The organism is Streptomyces sp. NPDC060031 (assembly GCF_042736805.1).
Taxonomy (GTDB): domain Bacteria; phylum Actinomycetota; class Actinomycetes; order Streptomycetales; family Streptomycetaceae; genus Streptomyces.
In genome coordinates, this window is the sequence record NZ_JBHWVM010000069.1 from 23,150 (window position 1) to 42,370 (window position 19,221).

Genomic DNA, 19,221 nt, shown 5'->3' on the forward strand with positions numbered 1-19,221 from the left:
TGATCCGCGCTCTTGCGATCTGGCCGGTTCTGTGCGAGCCGCACATGGCTGGTTCAGACCGGTGGCCAGGGGATCGCGGGCCACTGACCGGACGGCTGGGGGTGCACGCCCAAGGCCCGCAGCCGGGCCACACGGCCCCGTACGGCGCCCAGCTCGACCGGGGTGATCAGTTCACCCAGCCGGGTGGCCAGGGGCTCCCCGTCGGCCAGCCGGGCCGCCAGAGCGGCCAGCACCTCGCGGGCCTCGTCCGTCAGCGGCTCCCCCGCCCAGCCCCACAGCAGGGTGCGCAGCTTGTCCTCGGTGTGGAAGGTCACTCCGTGGTCGATGGCGTAGAGCCGGCCGTCGGGCGCGGGCAGCAGGTGGCCGCCCTTGCGGTCGCCGTTGTTGATCACGGCGTCGAGGACGGCGAGCCGGCGCAGCCTGGGGTCGTCTGCGTGGACGAGCAGGGCGGTGCGGCCCTCCCCCACCTCGGCGAAGGCGATCGGCTTCCAGCCCTCGCCCGCCTCCTCGCCGTCCACGAGCGCGAGCAGCCCCGCCTGCGGGGACCCGGCGTCGGAGCCGGAGCCGGAGTCGGCGTCGGCGTCGGCGTCGGACCCGGCGGCGGCATCGGACCCGGCGGCGTCGCCCGGCTCACCGGGCCCGCCCGACTCGATCCACTGCTGGACCATGCCCTCGCCGTACGGCCCGTCGCGCAGCACGGTCGGCGGGACCAGCCCCCACCCCGTGGCCTCGGAGACCAGGTAGGCGGCGACCTCGCGCTGGGCGAGGTTCCCGTCGGGGAAGTCCCACAGCGGCCGCTCGCCCTTGACCGGCTTGTACACGCAGTCGGCGCTCACGCCCTCGTACGCGACGGTGCACAGCAGTACGGCGTTGGACGCCTCGCGGATCCGGCCGACGACGGTCAGCTCGCCCTCGGCGAGCAGTTCCTCCAGCTCCCCCGTGGCACTCACGCCTGGCGCCGGTAGCCGTTCTGGCGCGGGCAGACGTGCCCCTCGGGGTCCAGCGGCAGGCTACACAGCGGGCACGGCGGCCGGCCCGCGTTGACCACGTCCAGGGCCCGCTTGGCGAAGGCCCGGGCCTGGGCGCCGCTGAGGCGGACCCGCAGCATCGGCGGGCCGTTCTCCTCGTCCTGGAGCAGCCGCTCCTCCGCCTCGGCGAGGTCCTCGTCCGAGTCGGCGTCGAGCTCCACCAGGGCCTGCGCCTCGACGATCATGCGCTGTTCCTCGCCGTCCCAGGCCAGGGCCATGGTGCCGACGCGGAACTCCTCCTCGACGGGGACGTCCAGGGGCGCGGTGTCGGCGGCCTCGGCGGGGGCCATGGCCGGGACCGGGGCATTGCCCCCGGTGCGCCGCACGACCTCGTCCAGCAGCTCGTCCATCCGCTCGGCGAGCGCTGCGACCTGGGTCTTCTCCAGGGAGACGCTGGTGACCCGGGGACCGGAGGAGGCCTGCAGGAAGAACGTACGGCGTCCGGGCAGACCGACCGTCCCGGCCACGAAGCGGTCCGGGGGGTCGTAGAGGAACACCTGACGGGGCACGTCCAGTCTCCAAGCTCGGGGGTGCCCCCGGACGGAGTCTGGGGGAGGCAGGGGCAGGCTGCGCCCTTGGGTTGGCCCGTCCACCCTACTGCGCCGTTCGATCACACCGCGCCCGCGCCGCCTCCCACCACGGCGTTCCCGGTGCCTTCGGTCTCTTCGTCCGAGGCGGCGCCGGGTGCGGCGGGGTGTTCGCGCGGCGCGAACGACCCGAAGTCCCCGGTGTCGCCGAGCCGGAGCAGGAACGGCCGGGTCGGCGTGTAGCGGATCGCGGTGACCGAGCAGGGCTCGACGTGGATGCGCTGGAAGAGGTCCAGGTGCATGCCCAGGGCGTCGGCGACAAGGGACTTGATGATGTCCCCGTGCGAGCACATCAGGAAGACGGCGTCGGCGCCGTGCTCCTCCTCGATCCGCGCGTTCCAGTCCCGTACGCAGTCCACCGCCCGCGCCTGCATGGCCCGCATGGACTCGCCGCCGGGGAAGGCCGCGGCCGACGGGTGCTGCTGGACGATCTTCATGAGGGGTTCTTCGGAGAGCTCGGAGAGTTTGCGGCCCGACCAGTCGCCGTAGTGGCACTCGCCGATCCGCTCGTCGGTGTGCGTCGCGAGCTCGGGGCGGGCGGCCAGCAGCGGGGCCGTGGTCTCCCGGCAGCGCTGGAGCGGGCTGCTGACGACGGCGGCGAGCGGCACTGCGGCGAGGCGTGCGGGCAGCGCCGCGGCCTGCTCGTTGCCGCGCTCGTCGAGGGCGACTCCGGGGGTCCATCCGGCGAGCAGCCCTGCGGTGTTGGCGGTGGAACGCCCGTGTCGTACGAGGATCAGCGTGGCCATGGCGCAAGCGTATGCGGTGACGCCGGTGTGCGGGCGGGCCGCGGGCAGGGGAGAATGCCCCGCGTGATTGTCGACTGCGCGATGTACCGCAACGGCCGCCGCTCCGAGGCTCCCGGGGACTTCTCCGATGCCCTCGACGAGGCCCGGGCGACCGGTGACGCCTTCCTGTGGGTCGGCATGCACGAGCCGACGGAGAAGGAATTCGAGCACGTCAGCCACGAGTTCGGCCTGCACCAGCTGGCGGTGGAGGACGCGCTGACCGCGCACCAGCGTCCGAAGCTGGAGGTGTACGACGACTCGCTCTTCGTGGTCCTCAAGCCGGTGATGTACGACGACGACACGGACACGGTCACCGCGGGCGAGCTGATGGTGTTCATCGGCGACTCCTTCGTGGTCACCGTCCGGCACGGCGAGGGGGCCGCGCTGGCCGCCGTACGACGCAGGCTGGAGCAGGAGCCCGACGTGCTCAGGCACGGCCCGACGGCGGTGCTGTACGCGGTGTCCGACGCGGTGGTGGACCACTACATCGAGGTGGCCGCCGAGCTCCAGGCCGACCTGGAGGAGCTGGAGGCGGAGGTCTTCGCACCGAACGCCGCGGACACCAAGAACACCGCCGCGCGGATCTACGGGTTCAAGCGGCAGGTCCTGGAGTTCCGCCGGGCCACCAGCCCCCTGCTGCAGCCGATGGACCGCCTGGCCTCCGGGACCGTGCCCTTCGTGCACGAGCACTCCCAGCCGTTCTTCCGCGACGTCGCGGACCACCTGACGAAGGCGAACGAGTACATCGAGGGCCTGGACCGGCTGCTCTCGGACGCGCTGGCCGCGCACCTGGCGCAGATGGGCGTCCGGCAGAACGACGACATGCGCAAGATCTCGGCGTGGGCGGCGATGGCGGCGGTCCCCACGATGGTCGCGGGGATCTACGGGATGAACTTCGAGCACATGCCGGAGCTCAAGCAGGACTGGGGCTACCCGGCGGTGGTGGTGCTGATGGCCGCGCTGTGCCTGGGTCTGCACCGGATGTTCAAGCGCCGCGGCTGGCTGTAGCCCCGCGGGTCCGGGCGGGCCAGGCCAGGCCGGGGCGGATCGGAGCGGATCGGCCTCAGGCGAACCCGGGCGCGGAAGCCGCGGCGCCGCCCAGGGCGTTTCGCCGCTCCGGCGGGCGCAGGTCGACCATCCGGTGCCAGCCGCTGAACCGCTCGTACGCGTACATCCCGCGGATCCCGGCGACGAGCGCGGCGGCCTTCGGCGCGGGCCAGCGCAGCAGCCGGCCCATGTGGTCCATGACGGCGAGGCTGACGTCGCGGTAGACGGAGATCTCGACCAGGGCGCTCTCGCGCAGGACCCGCTGGATGGCGGGGCCGTGTCCCTCGCGGGCGAGGCGCAGCAATTCCTCGTGGCAGTAGGCGAGGTGGTTGTCCTCGTCGTTGCTGATCATGCGGGCGGCCTTGCCGACCTCGGGGTGGTCGCCGAAGTACTTGACCAGCATGGCCATCTGGTCGGCGGCACGCTGCTCGGTGACCCGGCTGTGCGCGAGGTAGACGACGATGTCCTCTTCGGTCAGGGCCTGCTCGCGGCGGAGCTTCTCGTGCGCGAGGCCGATGCCGCGCCGCTCCAGCAGCATCGTGTAGTCGGTCTCGGGCGGGACCGGGACGGGCGGCAGGCCGCGCTTGCGCAGCAGTGCGCTGAAGATCCGGCCGTGCTTGTCCTCGTCGGCACCGTGCCTGGTGATCTTGGGCGCGAGATCGCGCATGCCGTCGGGCACCAGGGCGGCGATGCGGGCGTTCTCCCAGCCGCCCTGGGACTCCCCGCTGGCGGCGATGGAGCAGAACAGCTGGAAGGAGTCGTCGTGGTCGACGATCTCCTGGAACAGGCTGCGGGCAGAGAGCATGCACCGAGTCAAACGCCGGTGGCCGGGGCGGGCAACCGATGGGTCGCACGACTCGTCCGAATGAACGAACCGGGGAGACGGCCCCCGGCGCGTAACCCGGGGACCGCCCGGCGCGTTGTTGGCTGTGCCGGCCGTGGCGGGGAAGACCCCCCGAGCCCCCACCACGGCCGCAGGCGTGCAGTCCTCGTAAAACGGCGGGAACTACGCCAGTCCCGCGATCTCCATGGCCCGGGTCCCGGCCCGCAGGGCGGCGATCCGCTCCTCCAGGGTGAAGCCGGCCGGGGCCAGCGTCAGGGTGGTGACCCCGGCCTCCGCGTAGGCCCGCATCCCGTCGGCGATCCGCTCCACCGGGCCGAGCAGGGTGGTGGAGTCGATCAGCGAGTGCGGGATCGCGGCGGCCGCGCCCTGCTTGTCGCCCGCCAGGTATTTGTCCTGGATCTCGGCGGCTTCCTTCTCGTAGCCCATGCGCTGGGCGAGCTGGTTGTAGAAGTTCTGCTTGCGGCTGCCCATGCCGCCGACGTACAGGGCGGTGTACGGGCGGAACATGTCCGCGAGCCCGGCCACGTCCTCGCCGAGGGCCAGCGGCACGGTCGGGCAGACGTCGAAGCCGTCCATCGTCAGCCCGGCCTTCTCGCGGCCCGCGCGGATGTGCCGCAGGGCCGTCTCCTCCAGGTGGTCGGCCGCCGGGAAGATCAGCAGCGCGCCGTCGGCGATCTCGCCGGTCTGCTCCAGGTTCTTCGGCCCGATGGCCGCGATGTACAGCGGGATGTGCTCGCGCTCCGGGTGCACGGTCAGCTTGAGCGGCTTGCCCGGGCCGCCGGGCAGCGGCAGGGTCCAGTGCTCGCCCTCGTACGAGAGGCGCTCGCGGCTCATCGCCCTGCGGACGATCTCCACGTACTCGCGGGTCCGCGCGAGGGGCTTGTCGAACTTCACGCCGTACCAGCCCTCGGAGACCTGCGGCCCCGAGACGCCGAGGCCGAGGCGGAAGCGGCCCTTGGTGAGCGAGTCGAGGGTGGCGGCCGTCATGGCGGTCATCGCGGGCTGGCGGGCCGGGATCTGCATGATCGCCGAGCCCACGTCGATGCGCTCGGTCTGGGCGGCGACCCAGGCGAGCACCGTGGGCGCGTCCGAGCCGTACGCCTCCGCGGCCCAGCAGACGTCGTAGCCGAGGCGGTCGGCCTCCTGGGCGACGGCGAGGTTGTCGGCGTCCATGCCCGCACCCCAGTAGCCGAGATTGATGCCGAGCCGCATGTTCGTCCCCTTACGGTGTGCGCTTTACCGATCAGTAACCTAGGTCTGCGGTGGACTGTAGCGCGCCCCGGTGCCCCGCGTCAGCGCCCCAGTAGTCTCAGCGCTCATGGAGCAGAGGCATCTCGGCCGCACCGGACTGCGCGTGTCCCGGATCGGCCTCGGCACGCTGACCTGGGGCCGAACCGCGGAAGGGCCCGACGAGGCGGAAGCCGCCGAGCAGTTGAAGACGTTCTGGGAGGCGGGCGGAACCCTCGTCGACACCGCGGACGTGTACGGGGGCGGGGAGGCGGAGTACCTCCTGGGCCGGCTGATCGGGGGGCTGGTGCCGCGCCGGGAGCTGGTCGTCGCGACCAAGGCCGGCAGCGTCCCGGATCCGCACCGCCGCGTCGACGGCTCGCGCGGGCACCTGCTCGCGGCGCTCGACGACTCCCTGGCCCGGCTGGGCACGGACCACGTGGACCTGTGGCAGGTGCACGCCTTCGACCCGGCGGTCCCGCTGGAGGAGACCCTCCAGGCGCTGGACCTGGCGGTGAGCAGCGGCCGGGCCCGGTACGCGGGGGTGGCGGACTTCTGCGGCTGGCAGCTGGCGAAGGCGGCGACCTGGCAGCTCGCGGCGCCGGGGGTACGCACCCGGCTCGCCTCCACGCAGATGGAGTACTCCCTGCTCCAGCGCGGGGTCGAGCGGGAGGTCCTGCCCGCGGCCCTGGACCTGGGCGTCGGGCTCCTCCCCTCCTCCCCGCTGGGCCGGGGCGTCCTGACGGGCAAGTACCGCGACGGCATCCCGGCGGGCTCGCGGGCCGCGTCGCAGACCCTCGGGGCCTTCGTGGACCCGTATCTGGACGAGGCGGCGGGCCTCATCGTGGACGCGGTGGCGACGGCCGCGCACGGCCTGGCCGTCACCCCGCTCCAGGTGGCCCTGGCCTGGGTCCGCGACCGGCCGGGCGTGACCGCCCCGATCGTCGGGGCGCGGACGGCGGCGCAGCTCGCGTCGGCGCTGTCGGTGGAGGCGCTTAGTCTTCCGGAGGAGATCTGCCGGGCACTGGACGACGTTTCGGCGCCCGTGCACCGCTACCCCGACCAGGACTGGAGCACCCTGTGACCACGGACCCCGCCGCCCCCCTCGCCGCCACCGAGGCGACCCCCGCGGACGCCGGAGGGCCGGCCGGAGCCGGGGCGGTTGCCGCGGGCGGGACGGACCCGGGCGAAGCCCGGGAGGGCGAGGGCGGTCCGGGCGAAGCCCGGGAGCGGTCCGGCGGCGAAGGGGATCCGGGGGCGGAGCCCCCGGTTTCGGGAAGGGGCGGGGCGGGGGAAAGCCCCGCAGGGCCCACCCCCGAGCCCGGGACCGAGCCCGCGCCGGAGGGCGCCGCCGAAGGCGAGCCCGCGCCGGCCGACGCCGCTGCCGGGCCCGAGGCCGCTGACGAAGGCGCGCCGGCGGACGACGAAGGTGCCGACGAAGGCCAGGTCCCGGCAGCGGCGGAAGGCTTCGGGACCGAGCCGGCGTCGGAGGGCGCCGCCGAAGGCGAGCCGGCGTCGGAGGGCGCCGCCGAAGGCGAGCCGGCGTCGGAGGGCGCCGCCGAAGGCGAGCCCGCGGCGGAGGGCGCCACCGAGGGTGGGGCCGCAGCGCCCGCGCTGAGCGAGGCGGCGGCCGAGCTGGCCGCACAGAAGGTCGAGCGCGAGCGGATCGCGCGCAGGAAGGCGGAGCGCGAGACGCCCGTCGAGGCCGGCGGGAAGCTCAGCGGCCAGGCCGCCGACCTGCTGGCCGCCGTACGGGCCGTGGAGAGCGGGGCCAAGCCCCCCGCCGTGTACTTCGACGACGCCCCGGCCGCGCCGCGCAAGGCGGCCCCGGCTCCCCCGCCGCCCCGCACCCCCGCGCCCGCGCCCGCTCCGGCGCCCGCGCCCTCCGCCGGCTCCGTCCAGGACGTCCGCGCCGTACTGGCGCGCGGCGGCGCCCCCGAGGCCCTCGCGGAGCCGGCCGCCGCGGCCCTCGGCGACGACGCCGCCGCGCAGCTCGCGGAGGATCCCTGGCGGCTGCTCGCCGTCCCCGGCGTCCGCCCGGCCCAGGCGGACGGCTTCGCGCGGGCCCTGCTCGGCGCCGGGGCCGGTCCCGGGGACGAGCGCCGTGCCACCGCGCTGGTGGGCTGGCTGCTGGCCCAGGCCGCCGCCAAGGGGCACACCGCCCTGGAGGCCCCGACCCTGGAGTCGGCCCTCGCGCAGTACGGCGTACCGGACCCCGCCGAGGCCCTGGAAGCGGCCGTGGGCGACGGCGCGGTGCTGGTGTTCCACGAGCCGCTGGGCGAGCCCGTCGCGGAGGGCGAGGAGCAGCCCGTACGGGTGCTCGTCGGCCTGGAGGGATCCGCCATGGCGGAGGAGAGCCTGGCCGACGGCCTGGCCCGGCTGGCCAACACGTTCACGGACCCGGCGGACTGGGACGAGGCCGCCACCGGCCCGGGCGCCGAGCTGATCCGCGCCGCCGCCCGGCACGGCCTGGTCGCCCACACCGGCGGCGAGGCGGCCCGCGCCGAACCGCTGGCCCTGCTGGCCGCCGCCCGCCAGTTCGGCCTGCGCGCCTGCCTGGCCGCGCACGCGCCCGCCCCGGCCCCCGCCGCGGCCGCCGGTGCCGTCACCGTGGCCGGCCTGCTCGCCGGGACCGAGGGCCCCGGGCGGGACGCGGACGGGCAGTTCGAGCTGGACCTGCTCGTGGTCCTGGACGCCCCCCAGCTGGACGTGGAGACCGCCGCCGCGCTGGTGGAGTCGGTCCCCGACGGGGCCCGGCTGGTGCTGTCCGGCGACCCGGGCGTGCTCGGCTCCGCCGGGCCGGGCCGGGTGTTCGCCGATGTGCTGGCCGCCCGCGCCTGCCCCCAGGTGGTCTCCCGCACCCCGGACCCCGGTCCGCTCGGCGAGCTGGTCTCCGGGGTCGGGATCGGGGAGCTGAACCAGGTCGACGCCCCCGGCAAGGAGGTCGTCATCGTCCCGGTGCGCGACGCCGGGGAGGCCGTCCACCGCACCGTGCAGCTGGTGGCCGAGTCGGTGCCGCGCGCCTTCGGGATCCCGGCCGACAGCGTGCAGGTGATCACCCCGGGCCACGGCGGCTCCGCGGGCACCCGCGCGCTCAACGCCGCCCTCAAGGAGCGCCTGAACCCGGGCCCCGGCCGGTTCGGCGGCTTCGACCCCGGGGACCGCGTGGTCCACGTGCCCTCGCCCGGGCGCGCGCTGGCGGCCCGGGTGGTGTCGGCGGACGCGCAGGGGCTGCACCTGGAGGCCGCGGGCGGGCGGGTCACCGTACCGAAGGAGCGGGTGGAGGCCCAGGTGCGGCACGGCTGGGCGGTGACGGCGCATCAGGCCGTCGGGGCGCGCTGGCCCGCGGTGGTCGTCGTACTGCCCGGTGACGCGGCGCCCGCGCTGTCCCGGGACTGGGTGTACACGGCCTTCGGCCGCGCCGAGCGGCACCTGTCGGTGGTGCACGGTGTCGACCAGGCGCTGCCGCACGCGGTCGCCGAGGTGCTGCCGAAGCCCCGTACGACCCGGCTGGCGGGTCTGCTGCGGGCGCTGGCGGCCTCGGCCCGGGAGTCGGCCGCCGGGCAGGAATGAGCAGGCCGCGGCCCCCGTTCCCTCCCGGGACGGGGGCCGCGGTGGCTCAGGCGGGCGTCAGACCCGGCTCCGCGCTCGCGCCGTCCGGCTCCTCGTCCGGCTCCTCGTCCGGCTCCTCGTCCGCCTCTTCGTCGAATTCGTCGGCCTCGTCGTCGAAGACGGAGCTGACGTCGAACCGGTGCAGGACGTCCTGCGGATCGGTGTGGCCGAAGGGCGAGCCCAGCCACTCCCCCGGTTCGGCGATCTCCTGTGACGCCGCGATCCAGAGGGTGGAGTCGCCCTCCTCCAGGCCGAAGTCCTTGGCGCGGGAAGCGATCTCGTCCGGCTCGTACTCCCCGAACAGCACGCCGAGCGCACCGGCGGTGCCCCCGTCGTGGTCGAGGTCGGCCTCCCGGTCGTGCGCGGCGACGCGCTCGGCCTGGGCGATCAGCCGTGCCGGTTCGACGACGGCGTAATCGCGGCGGACGAGGACGCTGAAGGCGGCGGGCTCGGCGGGACCGGTGTACGGGACCCCGTCCTCGGGCGTGGGGATCTCGAACGGGGTGACCTCGTCGTACCGGTCGTAGAGGAGTTCGTCGTACTCCTCGGCCGCGGCGGCGAGTTCGTTGAACGCGGTGTAGACGGCGGGGTCCTCGTCCCCGATCCTGCTCTCGACCGCGGCGAGGTGACGGTCGAGCGCGGCCTTGACCGCCTCGGCGGCGGCGCGTACCTCGGCAACAGTGGGCAGAGCGGCATCAGACATAGTGCAGACGCTATCCGTAGCAGGGTGCTGCCCGCACAATAGATGCGATGCCGGAATACGAATTCGTCGACCTGTACGTGCCCCGCGGGGTTCCTCGCCAGGACACGACCCGCCTGTTGACCGATCATGCCGAGTACGGGCATTGGGAGCTCGACCGGCTGACCCTGCTTCGGGACGGCAGTCGCCGGGTACGACTGCGCCGCCGGATCATCCGCCAGGTCCGCGCGACCTGGTGACGCGGGCCCCGGGGGGCCGGGGCCGCGCCACGTCACGGGTACGCCGTCAGGCTGCGTTGCGCGCCCGGCGGTAGAGCACGGCGCCTGCCAGCAGCATGCCTCCGGCCAGCGGTACGCCGGCGGAGAGGACGTCGCCCGCGCCGGTGGCGGCGAGACCGCCGGTCCCGGGGCCGGCCTGCTGGCCGGGGTGTGTACCGATGGGCGTCACGGAACCGGGGCCGGTGCCGGGGGCGGCGGGCGTACCGGGAGTGCCGGGCTGACCCGGAGCGCCGGGGTTACCGGGGGTGCCGTGCTGACCCGGAGTACCGGGCGTGCCCGGGTGGCCGGGAGTTCCCGGGTTCCCGGGGTTCCCCGGCGTACTGGGGTTCCCCGGCTGGCCGGGAGTTTCGGGGTGGCCCGGCGTGCCCCCATTCCCGGGGTGGCCCGGCGTACCGGGGTGGCCGGGGGTGCCCGGGTTCCCCGGATGTCCGGGGTGGCCGGGGTGGCCGGACTCGTCCTCGTCGCACGGCTCGTCCGGGTGGCCGGGGTGGCCCGGCGTACCCGGGTTGCCCGGATGGCCCGGCGTACCGGGATTGCCCGGATGGCCCTGGTGCCCGTGCTTGCCCGAGTCGTTGGAACAGTGGTTGCCGAAGGCCGGGTTGAGGGCCCCCACGACCGTGACGGTGTTGCCGCAGACGTTCACCGGTGTGTCCACGGGCGCCTGGGCGTTGTTCCCGGACAGCAGTCCGGGCGAGTTCGCGGCATGACCGGACGCGCTGGAGTCCGCGTGTGCGTAACCCCCGCCGAACGCGAGCAGACCCCCCGCGGCCGCTACGGTGATCAAGGTCTTCCTGGTGGTGACCTGTACCTGTCGTCGCATCTGTACTTCGTCCCCTGGTGTGTACGTGTGGTCGACGCACTGGCCGTACAGGCTCCCCCGCCGCGCACGCCGAAAGATCGGTGCCGGGCCGTAAAGCCCGGCAGCCCCGGAGCGCTGGGATGCGCTCCGGGGCCGAGAACTTCAGATGCGTCAGGCGTTGACGCAGGTGTTGCCGAAAGCCGGGTTCAGCAGGGCGATCACGTTGACCGTGTTACCGCAGACGTTCACGGGAACGTGAACCGGAACCTGGACGACGTTGCCGGACAGGACACCGGGGGAGCCGATGGCCGCACCCTGGGCACCCGCGTCGGCGACGGCCAGACCCGCTCCCGCGAGAACCAGACCACCGGTAGCAGCCGCAGCGGCGACAACCTTCTTGAGCATTGTTCCTCCTAGTAGGCAAGTGCGGTCCCAGCCGCGGACCGCACCACCTGTAACGAGGAGGGTTCACCAGGGCTACGAGCGTATGAGCGCATTCACTCTTCTCAGTGGTTTGCGCACACCTCTGCGAATCCCCGGCGTTAGGCGTTGTCGATGAACCGGTCGAGCACCCGGACGCCGAACTTGAGCCCGTCGACCGGCACCCGCTCGTCCACTCCGTGGAACATCCCGGCGAAGTCCAGCTCCGGCGGCAGCTGCAGCGGCGCGAAGCCGAAGCAGCGGATCCCGAGGTCGTCGAAGGACTTCGCGTCCGTGCCGCCCGAGAGCATGTACGGGACCGCGCGGGCGATCGGGTCCTCGGCCCGCAGGGCGCCCTGCATGGCGTCCACGAGCCGGCCGTCGAAGTCCGTCTCCAGGGCCTTGTCCCCGTGCACGTCCTCCCGCTTCACGCGCGGGCCGAGGATCCGGTCGAGGTCGGCGAAGAACTCGTCCTCGTAGCCCGGCAGGAAGCGGCCGTCCACGTGTGCGGTGGCCTGGCCGGGGATGACGTTGACCTTGTAGCCGGCGCCGAGCATGGTCGGGGCGGCCGAGTTGCGCAGGGTCGCGCCGACCATCTTGGCGATGCCGCCGAGCTTGGCGAGCGTCGCGTCCATGTTGTCGGGGTCGAGCGGGGTTCCGAGGGCGTCCGAGAGTTCGTCGAGGAAGGACCGTACGGTCTTGGTCACGCGCACCGGCCACTGGTGGCGGCCGAGGCGCCCGACGGCCTCGCACAGCTCCGTGATGGCGTTGTCGTTGTTGGTCATGGAGCCGTGGCCCGCGGTGCCCTCCACCGTGAGCCGCATCCAGTGCATGCCCTTCTGCGCGGTCTCCACCAGGTAGAGCCGCAGGTTCTCGTTGACCGTGAACGAGAAGCCGCCGACCTCGCCGATCGCCTCCGTGACCCCGTCGAAGAGCCCGGGGTGCTTGTCGACGAGGTGCCGGGCGCCGTAGACACCGCCCGCCTCCTCGTCGGCGAGGAAGGCCAGCACGATGTCCCGCGGGGGCTTGCGCCCGCTGCGCATGCGGTCGCGTACGACGGCCAGCGTCATCGCGTCCATGTCCTTCATGTCGACGGCGCCGCGGCCCCACAGGCAGCCGTCGGCGATCTCGCCCGCGAAGGGGTCGTAGGTCCAGTCGGCGGCATTGGCCGGAACCACGTCGGTGTGCCCGTGGATCAGGAGCGCGGGCCGCGACGGGTCCTCGCCCTCGATGCGCGCGACGGTCGAGGCGCGCCCCTTGTGCGACTCGAAGATCTGCGGCTCCAGCCCGACCTCCGCGAGCTGCTCGGCGACCCACTCGGCCGCCTTGCGCTCGCCGGGCCCGGAGTGGTCGCCGTAGTTGCTGGTGTCGATCCGGATGAGGTCCCGGCAGAGGTCGACGACCTCGTCCTCGCCGGAGACGGTCCTGCCCGCGCTCGACTCGCTCACGCTGCTTCCTCCCACTGATCGGTACCGAACTGCCTCCCATCCTCCCGCCCCGGGCCGCTCTCCCCAAGGGCGATCCCCGGCCGTCGGGGGGTGTGATCGAGGACCCCGGAATGTTTGGTAATGTTTTCCACGTCGGAACGGCCCGCGAGGGACGCGAGACAGACACCTTGTCCGGGTGGCGGAATGGCAGACGCGCTAGCTTGAGGTGCTAGTGCCCTTTATCGGGCGTGGGGGTTCAAGTCCCCCCTCGGACACAGAGTGAAGGACCCCACTTCGGTGGGGTCCTTTGCGTTGGGGGACTGCGGTCTGCCCCGCGCCGGGTACGGCATCATGGCCCGTGACCGGCGGACGGGGGAAGAGCGTGGCGCAGGACGGGCCGGGCAACAGCACGGTGATCGGTGGCCGTTACCGGCTTCGGGAGCGGCTGGGCCGGGGCGGCATGGGGACCGTCTGGCGGGCCGAGGACGAGCTGCTCGGGCGGCCGGTGGCTGCCAAGGAGCTCCACGTCGACGGCGGTACGCGGGCCACGGGCGCCCTGCGGGAGGCGCGGGTCGTCGCGCAGATCAGGCATCCGCACGTCGTGGTCGTCCACGACGTCGTGGAGCACGAGGGCGTCCCCTACATCGTCATGGAGCTCGTCGACGGCGGCTCGCTGGCCGACCGGCTCGCGGGTGCGGGGCCGCTGAACCCCGTCGAGACGGCCCGGCTCGGGCTCGCGCTGCTCGGTGCGCTGAGCGCGGCGCACGACCGCGGTGTGCTGCACCGGGACGTGAAGCCCGCCAATGTCCTGCTGGAGGCGGGCACGGGCCGGGTCGTGCTGACCGACTTCGGGATCGCCCGGCTGGCCGGGGCGACGACCATCAGTGAGACCGGGGCCTTCGTGGGCTCGCCCGAGTACACGGCGCCCGAGCGGTTGCGGGGCGAGGAGGCCGGGCCCGCGGCCGATCTGTGGTCGCTCGGCGTGCTGCTGTGTGCGGCCGCGACGGGCAGGTCGCCCTTCCACCGCGATTCGGTCGGCGGCGTCCTGCACGCCGTGGCGTTCGGCGAGATCCGCCCGCCGGACGGGCTGGGGCCCCTGACTCCGGTGGTCCGCGGTCTGCTGGAACGGGATCCGGAGCGGCGGCTGGGCGCGGCGGAGGCGGCGCGGCTGCTGGCGGCCTGCGCGGCGGGCGAGGGCGACGGGGCGGCGGTTGCGGCGGTGGCCGTGGCGGCCGCGGTGTACACGCCGACCGAGCGGGCCACCCGGCCGGGCGGCCCGCTGCCCCCGGGGTCCGGGCGGCGGCGGGCGGCGCTGCGCGCGGGGCTGGTGGCGGCGCTGATCGCCGTGGCGGTCGTCGGCACGGTGACGGCGACGGCGCTGCTCGGCGACGACGGGGCCGCGGGGAAGGGCAACGGGAAGGGGTCCGGTGTGACGGCGGGCGCCGCCGGCCCCTCCCCTGCCCCGTCACCGTCTCCGTCCGCGTCGGCGTCCCCGTCGGGCTCGCCCGCCAGGTCGGTGCGGCCGGCGCCCGCCGGGTACCAGGTCGTGTCCGACGCGCAGGGCTTCAGCCTCGCCGTACCGGCCGGGTTCCGGCGCACCACCGACGACCAGCGGGTGTTCTACGCGTCGCCGGACGAGTCCGTGCGGATCGGGATCAAGACGGCCCCGGCGCCGGCCGGCGGCCCGCTCGCGTCGATGCGGCTCGCCGACCGGCACGGTGCGCAGAGCAATCCGGGGTACCGGGAGGGCAAGGTCGTCCCGACGACGCACGACGGGCTGCCGGCCGCCCTGTGGGAGTTCACCTGGGACGGCTTCACCCGCGCCGAGGGCGCCCGGCACACCTTCGACGTCTGCTGGGAACAGGACGGGGTCCTGTACGACGTGTGGGTGTCGGCGCCGGTCGGCCGGGCCGCCGACGCGCGCGGCCACTTCGACGCGGCGCTGGACTCCTTCGTACCGGACCCGCGGGGCACCGCGGGGTTCTGACGGCGTCAGTCGCGGGACGCGGCGAGTTCGGCGACCCGGCCGCGGACCAGGTACCAGCCGCCGACCAGGGCGGCGCCGATGACCGGGACGCACATGACGGTCGTGCGGCCCACTCCGCCGTCGCACCACATCAGGACCAGGACCGTGACCAGGAAGGCCAGCGTCACGAGCTGGGTGTACGGGGCCCAGGGCAGGCGGTACGAGGGGCGTTCGACCTTGCCCTCGCGGGCGCGGCGCCAGAAGAAGAGCGAGCAGATCATGACCATCGCCCAGGTGCCGAGGATGCCGAGGGAGGCGAAGTTCAGGACGATCTCGAAGGCTTCGGACGGCATGAACTTGTTCAGGGCGACGCCGGCCAGGCCGAAAGCGGCGGTGAACAGGACGCCGCCGTAGGGGACCTTGCCCTTGTTCATGCGGGCGGTGAACTTGGGGGCGGATCCGGACATGGCCATCGAGCGCAGGATGCGGCCGGTGGAGTAGAGGCCGGAGTTCAGGCTGGAGAGGGCGGCGGTCAGGACGACCAGGTTCATGATCCCGGCGGCCCCGGGGATGCCCAGCTTGTCGAAGACGGTGACGAAGGGGCTCTGGCCGTCCGAGTACGCGGTGTACGGGAGCAGCAGCGCGAGCAGGACCACCGAGCCGACGTAGAAGATGCCGACGCGCCACATGATCGAGTTGATCGCCTTGGGCATGATCTTCTCGGGGTTCTCGGTCTCGCCGGCGGCGACGCCGCACAGCTCGACGGAGGCGTACGCGAAGACCACGCCCTGGATGACGAGCAGCATCGGGAGCATGCCGACGGGGAAGATGCCGCCGTTGTCGGTGATGGAGGACAGGCCCGGGGTGTGGCCGTCGATCTCGGTGCTGGTGGCGACGAGGTAGATGCCGACGAGCAGGAAGATCGTCAGGGCGGCGACCTTCACCAGGGAGAACCAGAACTCCATCTCGCCGAAGTACTTCACCGAGATCAGGTTGGCGGCGAGGACGATGGCGAGGGCGATGAAGGCGAGGACCCACTGGGGGACGTCGGTGAACATCGACCAGAAGTGGGCGTAGGTCGCCGCGGCGGTGATGTCGGCGACGGTGGTCGTGGACCAGTTGAGGAAGTAGAGCCAGCCGGCCGTGTAGGCGCCCTTCTCCCCCATGAACTCGCGGGCGTAGGAGACGAAGGCTCCGGAGGAGGGGCGGTAGAGGACGAGCTCGCCGAGGGCCCGGACCACGAAGAAGGCGAAGATCCCGCACACCGCGTAGGCGATGGCGAGGGAGGGGCCCGCGCCGGCGAGGCGGCCGCCCGCGCCGAGGAACAGGCCGGTGCCTATCGCTCCGCCGATCGCGATCATGTTGATGTGGCGGGACTTGAGGTCCTTGCTGTAGCCCTCGTCACCGGCGTCGACATGGCGGGGCGACGCCGGGGCGGGGGCCTCGGTCAAGGTGCGGTCACTCATCTATGACTTCGCCTTCGTGGGGGGGGTCGGACAGGCAGGTCGGGAACGCCGCAGGGGAGCCGGGTGGTGTCCCCCGTGCTGCGGTCCGATGGTTTTGTCGCCCCAGGAGACCATGAGGCTCCGCCACCCGCCAAAATCGTCCCCCTGCGCGCCGAAGCCCCCGACGACCTTGGAAACGGTCGTCGGGGGCTTCGCAGGGGCTGGAATGCGAGGCGATCCCGCTATTCGTGCGGTGCGGCCTCCGCCGCCTGGTCGAGGCGGAAGGCCTCGTTGCCCAGGCCGATGCGGGCGTGCACCTCGGGGCGGCGGCTGCGCAGCAGGGCCCCGTACAGCAGGCCGATCACGACGGCGGCGCCGATGATGCCGGGCAGCACCCAGCTGAGCGCGGAGCCGTCCTCGGCGCCGACCAGGACGCCGAAGTCGCGGACGGTGTAGACGGCGATGGCGAGGAGGGCGAGGCCGGCGGCGCCGGCCGCGATCAGTCGCCAGACCTGGGCGCCGGCGGTGCCGCGGCGGACGAAGAAGGCGATGACGGCGAAGGAGGCGGCGGCCATGAGGAGGGTCACTCCGAGGGCGCCGACGCTGCCCATCCAGGTGAACAGGTGCAGGACCGGGGCGGTGGGGTCGCCGGCGGGCTTGTCGTCGGTGACGGCGAAGGCGATGACGACGACGGCGGCGACGACGGTCTGCAGGAGCGAGCCGGTGGCGGGGGCGCCGGTGCCGGCGTTGGTACGGCCGAAGGCGGCCGGGAGCAGGCCCTCGCGGCCCATGGCGAAGGCGTAGCGGGCGACGACGTTGTGGAAGCTGAGCATCGCCGCGAACATGCCGGTCACGAACAGGACGTGCAGGGCGTCGGTGAAGGCGGTGCCGAGGCGGTCCTCGGTGAGCTGGAAGAGCAGGCCGGGGCCGGCTTCGGCGGAGGCCTTGACCACCTCGCCGGGGCCGGTGGCGACCGTCAGGGCCCAGGCGCTGAGCGCGAAGAAGAGGGCGACGAAGCCGACGGCGAGGAACATGACGCGCGAGACGACGATGTGCGGCTTGCTGGTCTCCTCGGCGTAGACGGGAGACTGCTCGAAGCCGACGAAGGCGGCGATGCAGAAGCACAGGGCGGTGCCGAGCCCGGCTCCGCTGAGGGTCTCGGGGTTGAAGGCGTGCAGCGAGAGGCCGGCGGCGGCGGGCTTGCCGAGGGCGGCGGCGTCGAAGATGACGACGAGGGCGCACTCGATGAGGAGGAGGACTCCGAGGACCTTGGCGTTGAGGTCGATCTTGAGCCAGCCGAGGGCGCCGGTGGCGGCGACCGCGAGCAGGGCCGGTATCCACCAGGCGAGTTCGATCTCGAGGTAGGTGGCGAAGAGCCCGGAGATCTCGAAGCCGAGGATGCCGTAGACGCCGACCTGCATGGCGCTGTACGCGACGAGGGCGACGAGCGAGGCGCCGGCCCCCGCGGTGGGGCCGAGGCCGCGGGCGATGTACGCGTAGAAGGCGCCGGCGTTGTGCACGTGCCGGCTCATCTCGGCGTAGCCGATGCTGAAGAGCGCGAGGACGGCTCCGAGGATGACGAACAGCAGCGGCTGGCCGACGACTCCCATGACCCCGAAGGTCGTGGGCATGACCCCCGCGACCACCATCAGGGGGGCACTGGCGGCGAGTACGGAGAGCAGCAGGCCGGCGGTGCCGAGGCGGTCGGCGCGCAGGGCACGGTCCTGGCCCTTGTACGTGCGTATCTCGGCCGCGTCGTGGAGCGTGGTGGATCTGCCCGTCGCCATGGCGGGTGTCCTTTCGGGGGTCTGCGAGCCTTCGGGGTCGGGGGTTTCGGGGACGAAGGCTCAGGCGGTGCCGAGCGCCACACTGCGCGCGGCGAGGAAGGCCTTGTGGGGGTCGAGGTCCGGGTAGGACCAGGGGGCCGGGGTCGCGTGGCTCCCGATGCGGTGGAAGAGCGCGGCCGCCTCGGCGGGGCGGCCCTCGCAGAGCTTGGCGTGGGCCAGGAAGTTGAGGTCCACCCGGTTGCGGGGGTGGTCCTCGCGCTCCCACTCCAGCCACCAGTCGAAGGCGGAGCGCAGTACCTGGCGGGCGCGGCGGCCCGACCAGTGGGCCACGGCGCCGGCGGTGGTGTCGGAGCCGTACTTGCCGGCGAGCACCCGGTAGCGCTCGGCGTGGGCGATGACGGGCAGTACGGCGAGCGGGGAGTCGGCCGGGGACTCCTCGGCGGCCCAGGCGGCGAAGTCGTACACCTCGTGGAGCGGGTCGTGTCCGGTGGCGGGGGTGCGCTCGGCGAGCTTGGCGACCATCAGGTGGTGCGCGTGGTGGTGCTCCCGGTGGCGGGCCCGGACCTGGTCGAAGTGGCGGCTGAACTCCTCCTCGGTGCCGAAGGCGCGGGTGAGCAGGAGCAGGCCCAGCCAGGGCGTGGGGTCGGCGGGGAAGAGGGCGGCGGCCCGGCGGCAGGCCTCCTCGGCAGCCTCGGGCGTGCCCTTGCGGCGCAGGGCGGTGAAGACGGCCGCGCAGGCGAGGAGGGTCGTGGCGTCGGCGCTCTCGGGCTCGGCGAGCAGCCACTCGCGGGCCCAGGCGGTGGCGGCGGGGGTCTCGGCGAGGACGACGAGGCGGTGGCCGCGGCGGTCCCAGTCGTCGCCGGTGGCGACGAGGAGGGAGCGGGCCTTGGCCCACCGGCCCTGGGTGAACTGGCTCCGCACGTCGACCAGTTCGCTGTCACAGAGGGCCGAGTCGAAGAGCTGGGCGTCCCGCTTGCGGGCGCGGCCGAGAGGCGGCGGAGGCGGGGACATCCGCGGAATTCCCTCCAGGACGCGGGCGGTTGGACGGTGTGGCCGAATGATCACGCACAGCAAAGCGGTAGGCACTGCTCCGAGTCAAGGTCCAGTCCACTGGGTGGCGCGTTTCAACTGGTTCGGCAAGGTGCCGAGTTGAGTGGGTTGTTCCGGTTCGCCGGGCCGCGGCGCGACCAGCTGGTGCGGGGCGAGACGCTGCCCGCGGCCGGTGGACGGGCGGCCCCGCGCGGGCGGCCCCGGCCGTGGGCTGTCTCT

The 19,221-nt window shown here is 73.6% G+C and carries 17 protein-coding genes and 1 tRNA gene; 6 read left to right on the top strand and 12 right to left on the bottom strand.

Annotation, left to right across the window (positions count from 1 at the left end):
• Positions 1-53: 53 nt before the first annotated feature.
• The 3 genes from ACFWB8_RS26420 to ACFWB8_RS26430 form a co-directional block, all read right to left on the bottom strand.
• Complete coding sequence (locus ACFWB8_RS26420) at positions 54-983, bottom strand: SCO1664 family protein (protein WP_385232024.1); 930 nt, start codon at positions 981-983, stop codon at positions 54-56.
• Positions 947-1,537, bottom strand: coding sequence for a DUF3090 domain-containing protein (locus tag ACFWB8_RS26425; protein ID WP_385231973.1), 591 nt, complete (start codon positions 1,535-1,537; stop codon positions 947-949). The genes ACFWB8_RS26420 and ACFWB8_RS26425 overlap by 37 nt, the downstream gene beginning before the upstream one ends.
• 101 nt (positions 1,538-1,638) lie before the next feature.
• The gene (locus tag ACFWB8_RS26430) at positions 1,639-2,361 is read right to left on the bottom strand and encodes a histidine phosphatase family protein (protein ID WP_385231976.1); all 723 of its coding nucleotides are present in this window, start codon (positions 2,359-2,361) and stop codon (positions 1,639-1,641) included.
• 54 nt (positions 2,362-2,415) lie between these two features.
• On the opposite strand from ACFWB8_RS26430, the gene corA reads away from it, so the two are divergent.
• Positions 2,416-3,408, top strand: a complete 993-nt coding sequence (gene corA, locus ACFWB8_RS26435) for a magnesium/cobalt transporter CorA (RefSeq protein ID WP_385231979.1) — start codon at positions 2,416-2,418, stop codon at positions 3,406-3,408.
• Between the two features lie 55 nt (positions 3,409-3,463).
• On the opposite strand, the gene ACFWB8_RS26440 is transcribed toward corA, so the two are convergent.
• Positions 3,464-4,252 (bottom strand): ferritin-like domain-containing protein, encoded by a 789-nt coding sequence (locus ACFWB8_RS26440; RefSeq protein ID WP_385231982.1) that lies wholly within the window; start codon positions 4,250-4,252, stop codon positions 3,464-3,466.
• Positions 4,253-4,453: 201 nt separating this feature from the next.
• Positions 4,454-5,503, bottom strand: a complete 1,050-nt coding sequence (locus ACFWB8_RS26445) for an LLM class F420-dependent oxidoreductase (RefSeq protein WP_385231985.1) — start codon at positions 5,501-5,503, stop codon at positions 4,454-4,456.
• A gap of 106 nt (positions 5,504-5,609) precedes the next feature.
• On the opposite strand from ACFWB8_RS26445, the gene ACFWB8_RS26450 reads away from it, so the two are divergent.
• Together ACFWB8_RS26450 and ACFWB8_RS26455 are read left to right on the top strand one after the other, a co-directional pair.
• The gene (locus ACFWB8_RS26450) at positions 5,610-6,602 is read left to right on the top strand and encodes an aldo/keto reductase (protein WP_385231988.1); all 993 of its coding nucleotides are present in this window, start codon (positions 5,610-5,612) and stop codon (positions 6,600-6,602) included.
• Positions 6,599-9,091, top strand: coding sequence for a helix-hairpin-helix domain-containing protein (locus ACFWB8_RS26455; protein WP_385231991.1), 2,493 nt, complete (start codon positions 6,599-6,601; stop codon positions 9,089-9,091). The genes ACFWB8_RS26450 and ACFWB8_RS26455 overlap by 4 nt, the downstream gene beginning before the upstream one ends.
• A gap of 46 nt (positions 9,092-9,137) precedes the next feature.
• Here ACFWB8_RS26455 and ACFWB8_RS26460 read toward each other — a convergent pair whose 3' ends face one another.
• On the bottom strand, positions 9,138-9,833 hold the full coding sequence (locus ACFWB8_RS26460) for a hypothetical protein (RefSeq protein WP_385231994.1): 696 nt from the start codon (positions 9,831-9,833) through the stop codon (positions 9,138-9,140).
• Between the two features lie 47 nt (positions 9,834-9,880).
• On the opposite strand from ACFWB8_RS26460, the gene ACFWB8_RS26465 reads away from it, so the two are divergent.
• Positions 9,881-10,069, top strand: coding sequence for a DUF5703 family protein (locus tag ACFWB8_RS26465; RefSeq protein WP_385231997.1), 189 nt, complete (start codon positions 9,881-9,883; stop codon positions 10,067-10,069).
• 46 nt (positions 10,070-10,115) lie between these two features.
• Here ACFWB8_RS26465 and ACFWB8_RS26470 read toward each other — a convergent pair whose 3' ends face one another.
• The 3 genes from ACFWB8_RS26470 to ACFWB8_RS26480 all read right to left on the bottom strand — a co-directional run bounded on the left by ACFWB8_RS26470 (position 10,116) and on the right by ACFWB8_RS26480 (position 12,775).
• Complete coding sequence (locus ACFWB8_RS26470; RefSeq protein WP_385232000.1) at positions 10,116-10,928, bottom strand: chaplin family protein; 813 nt, start codon at positions 10,926-10,928, stop codon at positions 10,116-10,118.
• Between the two features lie 150 nt (positions 10,929-11,078).
• Complete coding sequence (gene chpH / locus ACFWB8_RS26475) at positions 11,079-11,312, bottom strand: chaplin ChpH (protein WP_385232003.1); 234 nt, start codon at positions 11,310-11,312, stop codon at positions 11,079-11,081.
• A gap of 137 nt (positions 11,313-11,449) precedes the next feature.
• Positions 11,450-12,775, bottom strand: coding sequence for a M20/M25/M40 family metallo-hydrolase (locus ACFWB8_RS26480; protein WP_385232006.1), 1,326 nt, complete (start codon positions 12,773-12,775; stop codon positions 11,450-11,452).
• 169 nt (positions 12,776-12,944) lie between these two features.
• On the opposite strand from ACFWB8_RS26480, the gene ACFWB8_RS26485 reads away from it, so the two are divergent.
• Together ACFWB8_RS26485 and ACFWB8_RS26490 are read left to right on the top strand one after the other, a co-directional pair.
• A tRNA-Leu gene (locus tag ACFWB8_RS26485) sits at positions 12,945-13,029 on the top strand.
• Positions 13,030-13,214: 185 nt separating this feature from the next.
• A complete protein-coding gene (locus ACFWB8_RS26490) occupies positions 13,215-14,741 on the top strand; it encodes a protein kinase (RefSeq protein ID WP_385232027.1) in 1,527 nt (508 codons plus the stop codon).
• A gap of 5 nt (positions 14,742-14,746) precedes the next feature.
• Here ACFWB8_RS26490 and ACFWB8_RS26495 read toward each other — a convergent pair whose 3' ends face one another.
• The 3 genes from ACFWB8_RS26495 to ACFWB8_RS26505 form a co-directional block, all read right to left on the bottom strand.
• On the bottom strand, positions 14,747-16,186 hold the full coding sequence (locus tag ACFWB8_RS26495) for an amino acid permease (RefSeq protein ID WP_385232009.1): 1,440 nt from the start codon (positions 16,184-16,186) through the stop codon (positions 14,747-14,749).
• Between the two features lie 221 nt (positions 16,187-16,407).
• Positions 16,408-17,952: an APC family permease gene (locus ACFWB8_RS26500; RefSeq protein ID WP_385232012.1), complete on the bottom strand. Its 1,545-nt coding sequence runs from the start codon at positions 17,950-17,952 to the stop codon at positions 16,408-16,410.
• Between the two features lie 60 nt (positions 17,953-18,012).
• Positions 18,013-18,963, bottom strand: a complete 951-nt coding sequence (locus ACFWB8_RS26505; protein ID WP_385232015.1) for a hypothetical protein — start codon at positions 18,961-18,963, stop codon at positions 18,013-18,015.
• Between the last annotated feature and the right edge of the window lie 258 nt (positions 18,964-19,221).